The following is a 14,882-nucleotide window of genomic DNA, read 5'->3' on the forward strand; positions in this document are numbered from 1 at the left end:
CTTATTTGACTCATTGTCAAGTACAATTTATACCAAATTAGATGAGCTTACCCTGGTATTAAAGCCTGATTTGTTACCAGCCATAGTCCCTATTATCTTCTCTGCGCTGAAATTATGTTAATCTCCTTCGCTCCGTTTCAGTGCTGCTAAAACTGCTTGCTGGCTAACTGCTTGGTAGATTTTGCTAAAATGCTGCTTGAGTGCGTCAGATGCAGGCGAGGATTTGCTAGCGGTTCCTTTTCCGTCGGTTGCGAGGGGAATAGGGCCTAAGATATCTAATACTGTTTCGCTGCTGGGCGGCGGTACAATGACTACTAAAGATGATTCTAGCTGCTGGCTGTATTCCCAAAAGCGATCGACCTTCGGCAATTTAGAATTCGTAGTGGGGGCATTTTCGCCGGAGTTGAGTTGGGAATTTTCGTCTCCTTGCGTACCTCTTCTCTGACGAAGTGCTGTCAAGATTTGCTCTTTGGTTCTCCCCCGCAGTTGAAAGAGTACGAAGGGGTCTTCGCTGAAGCGATCGCCCAATAAGTAGTATACTGCACTGATGTGTTTGCAAGGGTTTTGGGGGTCAGGACAGCTACAGCGCGATCGAATATCAGATAAACTTAACGGAAATAGCGTTTTGCCCGCCGCTGCAAATACATCCTCAATATTGTGTGGCATTTCTCCTGCTAGTAATTTAGCTGAAAAAACTGCTCTTTGCGACATATTTTCAATCACATAATCCCAATCTTCATCGCTCAATGTGTCGAGTCCTAAAGAAACTTGATAGGGTTTGGGATCTGTTCCTTGAACTACGGCGATTACTTCTTGGTTAGGGAAATTAATGCTGAGAACTTTTCCCTCGCGCGCGTATTGCCAGCCACGTTCTAAGCGCTTTTTGAAGCGGTAGGTATTGATTAAATCTAACCACTGTTGTGTCCACCATTCTCTGTCAATCATAAGCAGAAGGAAGAAGGAAGTTCGGCAACGGATTCTGTAACGGATGTCCGTCGGAAGAAGGAAGAAAGCTTTAGTTATCTAGGAGAGTCAGGAATCTGGTTTTTTACGGAAAAACTGGACTATAACCTTTAATCCTGTTAGAAAACCCGGTTTCTGTAGTCAGAGTGCGTAATTCCTCTGATGGTTGAGAACTAAAGTCCTCACCCGAAACCGAAGAAAATTAAGCACATTATTCTTCTTCCGTTTCTATGATAGCATTGCGATCGAGGATTAGTAAATTCCGAAGTTGGTCTGTATCTAACTCGGTGAGCCAGTTTTCGCCGGCGCTGACAACTTGTTCGGCTAGAGCTTTTTTGCTTTCAATCATATCGTGTATTTTCTCCTCTAACGTACCAGTGCAAACAAATTTGTGAACTTGGACGTTGCGAGTTTGACCGATGCGAAATACGCGGTCAGTTGCCTGATTTTCTACTGCGGGATTCCACCATCTGTCATAGTGGAAAACGTGAGTTGCTCTGGTTAAGTTCAAACCTGTGCCGCCTGCTTTTAAAGATAAAATCATAATCGGCGGGCCTTGGGGGTCGTGCTGGAAGCGATCGATCATTTCTTCCCGCTGCTGTTGCCGAATTCCTCCGTACAAGAACAAAACTTCTCGCCCTAAATGCTGTTCTAGATGCGGTTTCAGGAGTTTTCCCCATTCGGCAAATTGAGTAAAAATTAAAGCCCGATCGCCCTCAGCGAGCACCTCTTCTAACATTTCCACCAACCGCTGCAATTTCCCCGATTCCTGGCTCTTAATCTCCAATTCTTTCGGCTTAGCTTCTGCTTTCACAAGAGCCGGATGGTTGCAAAGTTGCTTGAGTTTTACCAGCAAAGCCAGAATCATTCCCCGGCGCTGAATACCTTCGGCTGACTCTAATTCAGCTATTGACTCTTCGACTATTTTCTGATATAATACCGCCTGTTGAGCCGCCAGCCCACAAAATACAGTCATCTCCTGTTTTTCGGGCAAATCTTGGATGATTTCTTTGTCAGTTTTCAGGCGGCGGAGGATGAAAGGCCGAACGAGCGATCGCAAAGTCTGCAATGATTCCCTATCTCCGTATTTCTCGATCGGAATTGCAAATCGGCGCTGAAAGAAATTGCGCGGCCCCAAATAGCCAGGATTCAGAAATTCTAAAATAGACCACAATTCTTGCAGTCTATTTTCCACCGGAGTTCCCGTCAGGGCTATTCTAAAAGATGCCTCTATTTGCCGCACCGCTTGCGACTGCTTCGCCTCGGAATTTTTAATATTTTGCGCTTCATCTAAAACCAATCCTTGCCATTTAGTGTTTTGAATTTCCTTGGCATCGCGAAACACTAGCGAGTAACTGGTAATTATTAAATGCTTTCCCTTAATTGCCGCAGCCAAAGCTTTGCCTTTAGCGCGCTTGTCTCCGTGGTGAACTAACAGTTTTAGCGTCGGGCCAAACTTCTTGACTTCCCGCTCCCAATTGCCCAATACCGATGTCGGACAAACCAATAATGTTGGCGCTTCTAGGGCATCTTGTTCTTGTAAATGCACGAGGAAAGCAATTAGCTCGATGGTCTTCCCCAATCCCATATCGTCGGCGAGACAAGCACCCAAACCCCAGCGTTCTAAGAATGCTAACCAGCCTGCTCCTAGGGCTTGATAAGGCCGCAATTGTCCTCGGAAACTAGCCGGAGTTGCGATCGCACTTACCGCTTGATTATCGCTCAAAGTATTCAACAATTCCTGAAGTTGACCCGTAGCCTCAAAATTCACCACAGGCAATTTCTCGATCATCTGAGAATCGCCCGACGCCAAACGCAAAGCATCCTCTAAAGAAAGAGTCATTTGCTCTTTGCGGCTGGCAAAAAAAGTTTGAGCCGCTTTCACATCCGGCGCGCGCAACTCCACCCACTCACCGTTAATTTCCACCAAAGGCGAATTCAACCCGATCAATCTGTCAAACTCTGCCTTAGAAAGGCGCTGTCCGCCGATCGTCAATTCCCACTTAAAATTTAGCAGACTTTGCAATCCCAACCCCCCCTTCGCCGGAGTCACTTTCGGAGTTTCCGCTTGAATGCTCAAACCCAAACGACTCGCCCAACCATCCGTCTTTGTCAAACTCGGCGGCAAAACTACGCCCAACCCGCTATCAGCAAACCGCCAAGCTACAGACTTAATAAACTCGTAAGCTTGCAGCGGATTTAATTGGCAAGATTGAGGCCGCTGTGCTTGCAAACTCGGTTCAATTAACGGATAAAGTTTCGAGGCTAAACCCAAGCCACTGAGCAAAGTTTCTTGAGGCAATTCTATTGTCCGCCCCGCATAAGCCAAACGCTCGACTGAGTTGTTCCAAACAGTTGTCGCATCTACCAAAAATTCGTTTTCATCTGCTGCTTGCAAGCAATAATTTAAATTCCAGTTGGCTTTACCAGGAGACGGCGGTATGAGTTGAAAGCAAGTGCGAAATTGACTTTGTTGAGATAATTGGTTTTGCAGCGGTGCAGTCCAAGCAGTCAGCTTGGTTGCCAAGTTTTCCACGGCTGCTGTTTCTACTTGAACTATCCCAGATTCCTGGTGCAAAGCTTGCAGCCACTCGCGCACAGGAGAAACTGCTTTGATGTCTAAAGTAGAGCTACCAGCAGATCGCACTTGACTATCTACAATACTGCTCAAAAAGCCTAACACCAATTCCTCCGCCCCCATCGGCAAATCCACCGCTAAAGGCAATTGACTCAATTCTTCTTCCTTTTCCCCTCTTCCTTCTTCCTTCTTCCTTCTTCCTTCTTCTTCCTTTTCCCCTCTTCCTTCTTCCTTCTTCCTTCTTCCGACGGACATCGGACTGACATCCGTTACATCCGTTACATCCGTTACATCCGTTACATCCGTTACAGAATCCGTTGCCGAACTTCCTTCTTCCTTCGATTGATATGTTCTGCAAGCCGTCGGCATTTGCTTGACAAAAGTGGCGAGGCGGAGTGTATCTGTAGAACTATCTAACAGCGGTTGCCATTTGGCAATAGCAGAACCGTCGGACTGTTTCTCCAATCCCGGCAAAAATTTGCATCTTGCCAACAAATCCAAACTCCACCTAGCAATATGAGACCAAAAACGCAAATCTGATCCGACAAAAGAGTCGGGTTCCGTGCTATTAAGCGGTAATGATTGCAAGAAAACAAAAGCTGCTTGAGGGTTGAGACAAAAACCCTCGACTTGCCAGGGATAAAGGTAAATTTCCTCGATTTTAGCGGGTTCCTCATCAAGTGCTGCTGCTGAGTGCTGCGGCATCAGATTTGCGTTCGATTCTGAGATTTGGGTCGGAAGTGCGATCGCCCGAATTTCCTTTTGAATTGAGGAGTTGGGTGCGGTAATTTCTGCGTTTTGAGTTTTGGGCGATCGCCTAGTTTTTTTGCTTTTTTCCGGTGGAGTTTCTGCGGTTTCCGGTAATTGCCAGTTTAGTTTTCCCGACTGTTGCAAGAAATTTAGGAAAATCTTAAATTCCGATTCGGTCATTGCTAAGGGATGCGGTAAATTCCTCCCCGATTCTAGGGTTTCAATTGCCCCAATTTTCCGCCAAGTTTCTCCCCAAATAAATAAGCAACTTTTCTCATCCTCTAGGAGCCAACTGCCGTGTAAAATTGCCATATTTTTTTACCCTGATATTTGTATTTAAGTGCGAGGTTGACTACAGCATTTATATGGAATTTATGAAATTTTTATTTAAAACAAACCGAGAAAATTTTGAGCCAGATAGGAATTAGGTAGAACCTGTATATTTAGGTACTTATGGCACACCTTACCGCTGATTCCCTGACCTAGATAACTAAATCCCTCTTCCTTCTTCCCTCAACGTCCCAGTTCCCAAACGAAAATAGATCGTACCATCTATGGAAGGCGTTTAGCGGGCGATCGACCGGAGAATCGACCCCAGACTGCAAAAAATAATTCGAGAGTATAAATGCTTATAAGCCAGACGCAGACAGTCGATCGCGGGGCGATTATCCCTGTCTTTTGGCGTCGGACTCTCAAACATCCTGTGGTAATGTTACGATCCCGACAGAGAAAGAATGTGGTAGATAAGGAAGCAGTGCTACATGGTAGAGATAGACAAGTCAATATCCTTCGATGGACGGGATATTAGACTGAAGATTGGTTTACTAGCGCCTCAAGCAGGCGGTGCAGTTTTGATTCAGTCAGGTGACACGGCCGTTTTGGTGACAGCGACTCGATCGCAGGGGAGAGAAGGAATTGATTTCCTGCCCCTGTTGGTGGATTACGAAGAGAGACTCTACGCTGGCGGTAAAATTCCCGGTGGATTTTTGCGCCGGGAAGGGCGCCCCCCAGAAAAAGTGACTTTGACTGGCCGTTTGATCGATCGACCGCTGCGTCCGCTATTTCCAAGCTGGCTGCGAGATGACATCCAAGTTGTAGCCACAACGGTTTCGATGGACGAACAAGTGCCACCAGACGTTTTGGCGGTGACGGGGGCTTCCGTAGCGATACTGCTGGCGAAAATGCCGTTTTACGGGCCGATGGCGGCAGTGCGAGTCGGTTTGGTAGGGGACGATTTCATCATCAACCCCACCTACAGCGAAATCAAAGAAGGCGAGTTGGATCTCGTGGTAGCCGGTTCTCCTGACGGAGTAATCATGGTGGAAGCCGGCGCTAACCAATTGCCCGAACAGGATATCATCGAGGCGATCGACTTCGGCTATGAAGCAGCCTGTGACTTGATTCAAGCCCAGCGCGAAATTATGGCGGAATTGGGCATCGATTTGGTGGTAGAGGAACGGCCATCGCAAGATTCGGCCCTGGAAAACTTTATTCGCGATCGCGCCCAAGAACCCATCCGCATCATTTTGTCAAGATTTGAAAAAGACAAAACAGTACGGAATGCAGCATTGGATGAAGTTAAGGCAAATGCAGTCGAAGCTGCGATCGCCGAACTCCCGGAAGAGGACCCGGTAAAAGTAGCGGCCACCGCCAACAGCAAGGCGATCGGCAACGTTTTCAAAGACGTTACCAAAAAAATGATGCGGAAGCAGATCCTCGAAGATGGCGTCCGTGTAGACGGCCGCAAGCTAGACGAGGTGCGACCCGTTTCTTGTCGCGTAGGCGTGCTGCCGTCGCGAGTACACGGCACTGGGTTGTTTAATCGGGGGTTAACCCAAGTCTTGTCCGCAGCTACCCTGGGAACCCCAGGAGACGCCCAAGACTTAGGAGACGACTTGCACCCGCAGCAAGACAAACGCTACCTGCATCACTACAATTTCCCGCCGTTTTCGGTAGCAGAAACCAAGCCGATGCGATCGCCTGGACGCCGAGAAATCGGTCACGGAGCCCTCGCAGAACGCGCTTTACTGCCGGTTTTGCCATCCAAAGAAGATTTCCCCTACGTGATTCGCGTAGTTTCAGAAGTCCTTTCTTCCGACGGTTCCACCTCAATGGGTTCAGTTTGCGCCTCAACGCTAGCATTAATGGATGCAGGCGTTCCCCTTTCCCAACCCGTCAGCGGCGCGGCAATGGGCTTAATTAAAGAAGGCGATGAAGTCAGAATTTTGACTGACATTCAGGCAATTGAAGACTTCTTAGGCGACATGGACTTCAAAGTAGCCGGTACCGACACCGGGATTACTGCTTTGCAGATGGACATGAAAATCAAAGGTTTGCCCTTAGATGTAATTGCCAATGCCATCCGCCAAGCCAAACCCGCCAGACTGCACATTTTAGAAAGAATGCTGGCAAGCATCGACACTCCCCGCAAGGAAATGTCGCCGTTTGCACCACGTTTGCTAACCCTGAAAATCGATCCAGAATTTATCGGTTTGGTAATTGGGCCTGGTGGCAAAACGATCAAAGCCATCACCGAAGAAACCGGTGTCAAAATTGACATCGAAGATGACGGAACCGTGACAATTGCTGGCAACGACAGCGAAAAAGCTCAGCGGGCTTACAACATTGTCCAAGGCATGACGCGCAAGTTAAATGCCGGAGACGTGTATGTCGGCCGCGTAACTCGAATTATTCCGATCGGCGCTTTTGTCGAAATTTTGCCCGGAAAAGAAGGAATGATTCACATTTCCCAGTTAGCCGACTACCGCGTTGGGAAAGTGGAAGACGAGTTAGCTGTGAACGATGAAGTGATTGTCAAAGTGCGAGAAATTGACAACAAAGGTCGAATTAATTTGACCCGCTTGAATATTCATCCCGACGAAGCGGTAGCCGCCCGTGAAGCGCTGAATAAATAGTTTACGGTTGGTAATTGGTAATTACTTATAGAGTAATTGCTAATTGCTAATTGCTAACTCGTGATTAGTAATTGCTAATTGCTAATTGAGATTAAATCTGATTGTTTCAGATTGATTTGGGAGTAGGTGCGCGACAGCGACAGATCGACAAAAGTGCGATCGGCTGTAGAAGTTAATAAAGTCGCGCACTTTACCCTCGGCGGTTGAAACCGCCACTACACAAATTAAGTTCACTCCTAGCGGACTCAATCAAATATAAAGTTACCTCTTTTATCATTCGGCGGTTGAAACCGCAAATACACAAACGAAGTCCGCCTACGCGGACTGAATAAAATATAAAGTATGCTTAGAGGGAGGCATAAATCAATGCCGAAACGGTTGATCATTTTCAAAACGGAATCGCTTTCTTCCCCTGGATGGGAGGAGAGATTGCTTTCCCATACAGGTGCTCTCACGAGTATCCTAGCAGAACACTACGACTACTCAAACAAACCTCTGCCTAAAACGGGCGATCGCCTGCGAAACTTTGGTCAATTTAAGGAGAGTGCAGATCCTAAATCCCCTGCTGCGAGCACTCACGTTCGCTGGGGAGATTGGGAGGTTTCGCGCGTAGAGGAGTACAGGCCTGAAATTCCGAATGTTGAATATGACTGTTTAGCGGTGTGCTACTGTTGCTACTCACCCATTGATCCCGAATGGAAAGAATTGCCGAAAATTCAAGTTTCCCAACTGCAAAAACATTAAAAAAACAGAATTCCAGATGCCCGACTTCTTGAAAAAGTCTGGCATCTAAAAGAAGATGAAATCAAATCACAGCAATGCAGTCAATTTCAACTAACACATCTTTCGGCAAACGCGAAACCTCCACACAAGCGCGCGCCGGTGCAGTTTCCGCATCAAAATATTTCGCATAAACCGCATTCACAGCGGCAAAATCATTCATATCTTTAAGGAAAACCGTAGTTTTTACCACATCCAACCAAGTAGCGCCCGCTTCTGTGAGAATGGCTTCGAGATTTGCCATAACTTGTTCGGTTTGTTTTGCCACATCGTCGGTGTAGACAATATCGTTTAGTCTAATGTCGATCGCAATTTGACCAGCTACAAACAGCATAGTGCCCGTAGCGGCAATGGCTTGATTGTAAGGACCCACGGGTGCCGGTGCTTTGTCAGTACGAATAATTTTGCGCGTCATAGATGTTAGTTTTTGGGATTCTTGTTGAGAGGTTTGTTTGCTGTCGATTTCTGGTTCTGAGATTTCTGATTGGTAAATTTCTCCATCTGGCATTATCGCACCAGTGAAGTCTGCATTTTTAATATTCCAATCATAGGTTTGAGCATCCGTCAAGTCTGCTTCCTGAAGGTTGGCTTCCTCCAAACTTGCTAGCATTATAGTTGCTTTTTTAAGGCTAGCTTTTTTTAGATTTGTCCTTTTCATACAGGCTTTTTTCAAATTAGTCCCTGTGAGGTCTGCTGCACTAACATCCGCCTCAGTCAGATTCACGCCTGATAAGTTAAATGCAGACAGATTGACACCTCGGAGTTTGGCTCTCTGAAAATTGACACCTTCGAGGTTAGCACCCCCTAAGTTCACTTGAATCAATTCTGCTCCTGTCAAGTTTGCCCTAGTCAAATTTGACTTGCTCAGGTTTGCTCTATTTAACTTTGCGTTCTTCAAGGAGGCTTTAGTTAACGATACAGAGCTTAATTGGGCCTCACTCAGGTTTGCATTGTCCAGTTTAGTATTACTCAAATTGGCCCCATTGAGGTTTGCCATACTCAAGTCAGCCCCGCTGAGGTCTGCAAAACTGAAGTTGACACTATTACCTTCCAGCCCGATTAAGTTTGCTCCTAACAGGGATGCTCTACTCAAGTCTGCGCCATAGAGGCTTGCTTTGTTCAAAGTTGCCTCATTCAACTCAGCTCCTGTCAAATTTGCACCGCGTAGGTCTATTCCACTCAAGTCTGCACCTTTGAGGTCTATCCCACTTAGCTGTACGTTATTAAAGTCCCGTTCGCCTTTAGCGTATCTTTCTAAAAGTTCTTCAGCTTTCATAAATAACCGATCGCCCTTCCGCTACACCCCACATTCCCAGCCTACCACCAAAACCGAAAGCGCGATCTAAATCCGCCTCAATCCATTTTCATCTGCGGTCAATCAACTCCCTTTTTCAACCGCAGATAAACACAGATAAACGCAGATAAATTATATCAAATTCGTCCTTCCTCGGAATCATCGATCTCTCTGTTCTCTTTCTCTGCGTTCTCTGTGTCCTCTGCGGTTTAATCAATCCAATTTCATCTGCGGTTAACAAATTCCCATTTTTCAACCGCAGATAAAAGCAGATTTACAGATTACACACCAACCGGAGCACCAACAACCTCACCCTTCAACATCCGAGAAGCAGCATCAAGCAATTGCTCCTCCAAATAAGGCTTAGTGAAATAGCCCTTCGCACCCAAACTGTAAGCCATTTGGCGGTGTCTGTCAGCACCGCGAGAAGTTAGCATAGCGATCGGCAATTCACACAAAACCGCATCCTTCTGCATCCGAGAAAGTAGTTCCAAACCGTCCATTCTCGGCATTTCAATATCGCAGAAAACGATATCGCAAGGCAGACCAGATTTCATCTTTTCCCAAGCTTCCTTACCGTCGCGAGCTTCTTCCACACGATAGCCAGACTTCTCGAAAGTAATCGACAATAGCGATCGCACCGTAATCGAGTCATCCACAATCAGCACAGTCGGCTCAGTCTTCTCGATTTCCGCCTCCTTAGTAGCCCTCTCGGTCTCATCCCAAAGTGTACCGCCAGTGTCCTTCCGCAGCCTTCCCGTAGCCAAATCGATCAGCTCCAGAACGTCTGCAATCGCCACGATCCGACCGTCCCCGAGCACTGTGGCCCCAGCAATCCCGATCGGCTTGGGCACCGGCCCTTCCAACGGCTTGATCACAATTTCCTGTTCCGTCGAAACCTGATCCACCTGCACCGCCAAGAAATTGCCAGCAGACCGCAGCACGATCACCGAAATCATGTCATCGTCAGTATTAAACCCGTAAACACTGCCCCGACCCAAATGGCGGTTGTAAGCCAGCAAATCCCGCAGCGGCCGGAACGGCAAGCTTTGACCCCGCCACTCAATGCAAGGTAAACCGTCCGCCCCCGTTGTCACCTGATCGCGAGGCACATCGATCATATCCTCCACCCCATCCATCGGGAAAGCAATGCGAGCTCGATCGCTAATGCAAGTCAGAGCCTTAGAAATACTCAACACCAGAGGTAAACGGATGGTAAACACAGTCCCTTTGCCGATCGTCGAATCGATCGACACAGTACCGCGAATCTCCTGCAAGGAAGTCTGCACCACATTCATACCGACCCCCCGGCCGGCATACTCCGTCGCCTGTTCCTGAGTGCTGAAACCCGGCATAAACAGCAAATCGTAAACTTCCGAGCGAGACATCCTCTGAGCCTGAGCCGCCGTCAGCATACCCTGCTTAATCGCCTTCGCCTTCACCCTTTGCGGGTCAATTCCCGCCCCGTCGTCAGAAACCGAAACCACGGTTTGGTTCCCTTGGTGGAAAGCGCGAATGGTAATCCTGCCGACTGCAGGCTTCCCAGCCGCCAGACGCACCTCCGGCGGTTCGATCCCGTGAGTAATCGCATTGTTCACCAAATGAGTCATCGGGTCATACAGTTGATCCACAATCATCTTGTCGATCAAAATATCCTTACCCTCAACCTGTAACTGAGCCTGCTTCCCGCACTTAATCGCAATTTCCCGCACCGCCCGGAACAGCCTGTCTGTCGTCTCCGCAAACGGCTTCATCCGGGCGCGAGTCAAACCTTCTTGCAGTTGAGTCGTAACTTGCCGCAGTTGGCGAGTCACCTGATCCGCCTCATCCACCAAAAACTCAATGTCCGCCGCCGACTCCCGCACCCGCACGATCAGCTCGATAATCTCCTGAGCCAAACTGTGGAAAGGAGTAAACCTGTCCATTTCCTCTGGTCTCCAGGCACTTTCCCGGGTGTGGGCCGAATCCTCGGAGCGCCAGGCCGATCGATGTCCCTGACGGTTTGCCAGCAAAGCAATCTCCAAAAGACTCCGCTCGTAGAAATCCTGAGTCCGCTGGCTCACATCGCTCAGCAGCGCCACCTGGTGCAGCAAATTGTCCAAAAACTGCCGCATCCGTTCTTGGTCTTGCTCCAAACTGTTGCGGTTTACCACCAGTTCCCCCATCAAATTGCTGAGGTTATCCAGTTGCTTGATTGGCACCCGCATCGTTTGGTCGCCGAACCCGCCGGCGCGGGCATTGCGCCTGGGTCTGTTGATCGCCGACGGCCCGATATTGCCTTCCCCTTGGCGGCCGCTGTCTTTGGGATCTTCCAGCAGTTTTTCCAAATCGCCAAATTCGTCGTCGCTCTCCTCGGAGGCAGTGCGCGAAGCTTTACTAGCATTGGTCGTCGGTGCAGGAATTTCTGGCATAGTTGCGCTCTCGCTGAGGAGTTCTTCGAGATCCGAGAAAACTTCTGTATTTACCGGACTCTGATTTGTACTTCCAGAAGCTGCTATGACAGCTCCAGCACCCCCTGCAATTAACAGTGCTTCTAAATCGTCAAAATTACCCTCGGCATCCTCATCGCCTGATTCGCCCTCGGCAAAAAAGTCTGCCAGCGACCCCTCTTCCAACTCCGAGGAATCGGCCTCGGCCGACTCGTCCTCAGCGTCCCAAAAGCCCGTCGTCAGTTCCGAAGTCACCAGAACCTCAGCATCGATCGAATCCAACAAATCGTCAAAACCATCCAACTCTTCGTTGTTGAGAGTAGCCCCGGTTTCCATCGCCGAGAGCAAGTCAGCATCGCCCTCAAACATACCATCAAGAGATTCTGCAGGCAGCGGCTCTAAATCCGCACTCAAAAAATCCGTTTCCAGGGCATCAAACAAATCATCTTCGCCCTCAGACTCCCCGGCGGCATCTGTTTCTTCGGCTCGATCGAACAAATCCGCACCCACCTCGTCGAACAAACCATCGGGAGGTTGGGCCGACAACTCCTTCACATCCACAGCCGTGCCGTCATCTGGCGTCGATCCAGCATCGCCCTGGTGCACCATGCCTTCCCCAAACATATCCTCCAAGAAATCGAAAGCTGCGTCCTCATCAGATTCAACATTTGAAATTTCCGACTCAGGACGATCGTCGGACAAAGCCCCAAGTTCAACCTCTGCCGAATTTGCCAAGCCTTCGTCGGAAACAGCCGCACCATTGTTCTCGAACAAACTCCCCAAGTCGCCCTCATCAACTCCCACATCCGCACTCAGCAATTCTGAATCCCTATCATTGGGCCAACCCCCACGGGCTTGCCCCGAAGCTTGTCCGTCATACTCAGTACCCGTAGGTACAGAACCGAACAGCTCAGTCAAATCTGCCGCCTCTCGGGAAGTAGCCACTCCTTGCCGATCCCGCACAGTCTGTTCATCCTCAGAAATCGCACCCGAGGTCATATCCCCAAACAGCGCATCTAAATCCGTATCGTCCAGCTCCAGGTTGAGCGATTGCACAGACTCGTCTTCCAGGCCGAAAGCATCTTCGAGCCAGTTTTCATCCGCAGAGATATCTAAATCAGAATTTGATGTCATGTTAAAAACGCTGCCCATTTCCTCATTTTGTGCGATGCCCGCAGCTATATCTTGATCGCCCCCGTTCTCCCCGCCTTCGTCTTCTGAAGAAAGGAAACTAGAAGTAATCCCCAACAGCTCGCTCAAATCCGAGTCCTCGCCACCCTCAGAGAACAACTCGAAATCATCCATTTCAGGGAGAGAATGCGCTTCGGCATCCCCTGAATCATTATTGCCCCCCCCTGCTGCAAGCTCCTTCGATTCTCCGTCGAAAGCCTCCGACTTCAGGGAATACTCAGAAGAGACTGCCGGCACATCCGCTGCCTCTGATAAGCCTAAATCGCCGAACAAGTTATCGAAATCACTATCGTCCGTACCACCAGCAGAAGTTTGGGCAGCCACTTCGTCCAAAAGCGTACCGAGAGCATCTTCGTCCGCTTGTCCCCTAGCTGGGGCCACCGTACCCTCACGCCGCTCCAAGCCGCCCCTACCGTTACCCGTTTTAAGCTGTTTGCGAGTTAACCGCTGGCTCGAACCCCCATTTTTCTGACCGGCAGCTAATGCCGAGCCCTCTGCCTCCTCTCCAAACAGCAAATCCTCCCCAAACAAACTCGTCAGGTCATCAATCGGAGGCTTCGTGTTCGTTTCGGAACTTTCGGCATCGTATTCGTCAAACAACAAATCAGTAAAATCGCCGGAATTGTCATCATCGTCTGATCCCAGCATTCCCGCCGATATCCCAGAAGACTGTGCATAGTCGAGCTCTTCTTCTTCTTCCCAAGCACCGTCGAGATCCGGGGACTCACCGTCAAACAAGTCAGCTAAAGTGTTGAGTTCTGCCGCGCCCACTTCCGGGCCGGTGCGGGTCGAGCCTCTAAAAGCACCCGTCTCCATATCCGATTCTGCGAAGGCGGAATCCTCGTCGAACTGGCCGGATCGAAGGCCACTGTCATCGTTGCTGTCGCCGCTGTCGAGTTGGTCGAACAGCTCGTCTATACTCATTCCAGAAATAGTCGGCAGCAACTTGTTCAATCCATCCGGGGTATCGCCCGATCCCACCATATCCCAGGCCTCATCCTCAACAGAAACCACCTTTGTCCCGGATTTACTCGGTTGAGCGAAGGCCAGCAAATCTTCAAAATCCGTTTCTGGAACCAGAACAGCCGGCAGCAGCGCCAGAAGTTTTGCGCTTGGTGCGATCGACGATTCTAGACCAGAAATTACCAGTTCTTGCGCTTGTTTGATGTCTTTGATCACCGTTGGAGCTAAGGTACGGTAAGTATTTTCTGGGTTGGCGATCGCCTTGGATACAGCTTTGATCAATTCTATCCAGCAGGGCAGTTCAAATTCTTCCCCTGCCCTGAGCAAGTTCCGACAAATGTTCTTGAGTTGCCGCCTGCTTTCTGGCCCCTCTGGCTGTTTGAACTCTTGCAGGAGTTCCCGCATCCTCGCCGGCACGTCTGAGTCAAATACTAGCAGCAGCGCGCTGTCTTCTGTTGCTCTGGCATCAGGTGCGTAAACTGACCGCGAATCGGGAAAACCCCTTGATGAGGCAAACGCCCCGACTCCCATCCCCGCCATAACTGGTTCGGGTACTGGCATCGCGTAGCTCTCGTCTGCATGGTGTTCTCCGTATCCGACAAGTCCCCCCAAGTGCCCGTTGAGTTCTTCAAATACTGGTTCTAATTCTCGAACCATCTGTTCTCCCAATTCTTCTGTCAGTCCAAAAGGCCCCGACAGTTGCTCTAACAGCCCTTGCAATGTGTCAAATATTCGCAGAAAAAGGGACTCTAGCTGTTGGTCTACTTTAACGCTGCACTCTTTTAAAACTTTAAAACTATCTTCTAGTCGGTGAGCTGTTTGCTGAATGCTGGTCAGCCCCAGCATTGCTGCTCCTCCTTTGACAGAGTGAGCGGCCCTAAATACTTCGTTGACCAGTTCTGGGTCTTCGATCGTGGTTTGCAGATTCAGCAAGCCTTGTTCGATCGTATTGAGGTGGTCTTTTGCCTCCTCAATAAAGTAGCCCATTATCCTCTGTTGTTGCTCCGGCAGCATAGTTT

At 49.0% G+C, this 14,882-nt stretch carries 6 protein-coding genes; 2 read left to right on the forward strand and 4 right to left on the reverse strand.

Annotation, left to right across the window (positions count from 1 at the left end):
• Positions 1–117 precede the first annotated feature (117 nt).
• Entirely contained in the window at positions 118–945 is an 828-nt protein-coding gene (locus QUA04_RS10010) for an SWIM zinc finger family protein (RefSeq protein ID WP_333256174.1), read from the reverse strand.
• A gap of 229 nt (positions 946–1,174) precedes the next feature.
• Positions 1,175–4,603: a DEAD/DEAH box helicase gene (locus tag QUA04_RS10015; RefSeq protein WP_333256176.1), complete on the reverse strand. Its 3,429-nt coding sequence runs from the start codon at positions 4,601–4,603 to the stop codon at positions 1,175–1,177.
• A gap of 449 nt (positions 4,604–5,052) precedes the next feature.
• Here QUA04_RS10015 and QUA04_RS10020 point away from each other — a divergent pair, with 449 nt between their 5' ends.
• Together QUA04_RS10020 and QUA04_RS10025 are read left to right on the forward strand one after the other, a co-directional pair.
• Complete coding sequence (locus QUA04_RS10020) at positions 5,053–7,206, forward strand: polyribonucleotide nucleotidyltransferase (RefSeq protein WP_333104300.1); 2,154 nt, start codon at positions 5,053–5,055, stop codon at positions 7,204–7,206.
• Between the two features lie 366 nt (positions 7,207–7,572).
• Positions 7,573–7,950: a hypothetical protein gene (locus QUA04_RS10025; protein WP_333256180.1), complete on the forward strand. Its 378-nt coding sequence runs from the start codon at positions 7,573–7,575 to the stop codon at positions 7,948–7,950.
• A gap of 61 nt (positions 7,951–8,011) precedes the next feature.
• Here QUA04_RS10025 and QUA04_RS10030 read toward each other — a convergent pair whose 3' ends face one another.
• The gene (locus QUA04_RS10030) at positions 8,012–9,262 is read right to left on the reverse strand and encodes a Rid family detoxifying hydrolase (RefSeq protein WP_333256182.1); all 1,251 of its coding nucleotides are present in this window, start codon (positions 9,260–9,262) and stop codon (positions 8,012–8,014) included.
• A gap of 299 nt (positions 9,263–9,561) precedes the next feature.
• The gene (locus QUA04_RS10035) at positions 9,562–14,877 is read right to left on the reverse strand and encodes a response regulator (protein ID WP_445242308.1); all 5,316 of its coding nucleotides are present in this window, start codon (positions 14,875–14,877) and stop codon (positions 9,562–9,564) included.
• Between the last annotated feature and the right edge of the window lie 5 nt (positions 14,878–14,882).

This window comes from Microcoleus sp. S13_C5 (genome assembly GCF_036700845.1).
Classification (GTDB): domain Bacteria; phylum Cyanobacteriota; class Cyanobacteriia; order Cyanobacteriales; family Microcoleaceae; genus Microcoleus.

What these genes read in the sequence shown, in the direction of transcription:
- QUA04_RS10020 (WP_333104300.1), top strand. Translation starts at nt 5,053, where the DNA reads ATGGTAGAGATAGACAAGTCAATATCCTTCGATGGACGGGATATTAGA.
- QUA04_RS10035 (WP_445242308.1), bottom strand. Translation starts at nt 14,877, where the DNA reads ATGCTGCCGGAGCAACAACAGAGGATAATGGGCTACTTTATTGAGGAG.
- QUA04_RS10025 (WP_333256180.1), top strand. Translation starts at nt 7,573, where the DNA reads ATGCCGAAACGGTTGATCATTTTCAAAACGGAATCGCTTTCTTCCCCT.
- QUA04_RS10030 (WP_333256182.1), bottom strand. Translation starts at nt 9,262, where the DNA reads ATGAAAGCTGAAGAACTTTTAGAAAGATACGCTAAAGGCGAACGGGAC.
- QUA04_RS10015 (WP_333256176.1), bottom strand. Translation starts at nt 4,603, where the DNA reads ATGGCAATTTTACACGGCAGTTGGCTCCTAGAGGATGAGAAAAGTTGC.
- QUA04_RS10010 (WP_333256174.1), bottom strand. Translation starts at nt 945, where the DNA reads ATGATTGACAGAGAATGGTGGACACAACAGTGGTTAGATTTAATCAAT.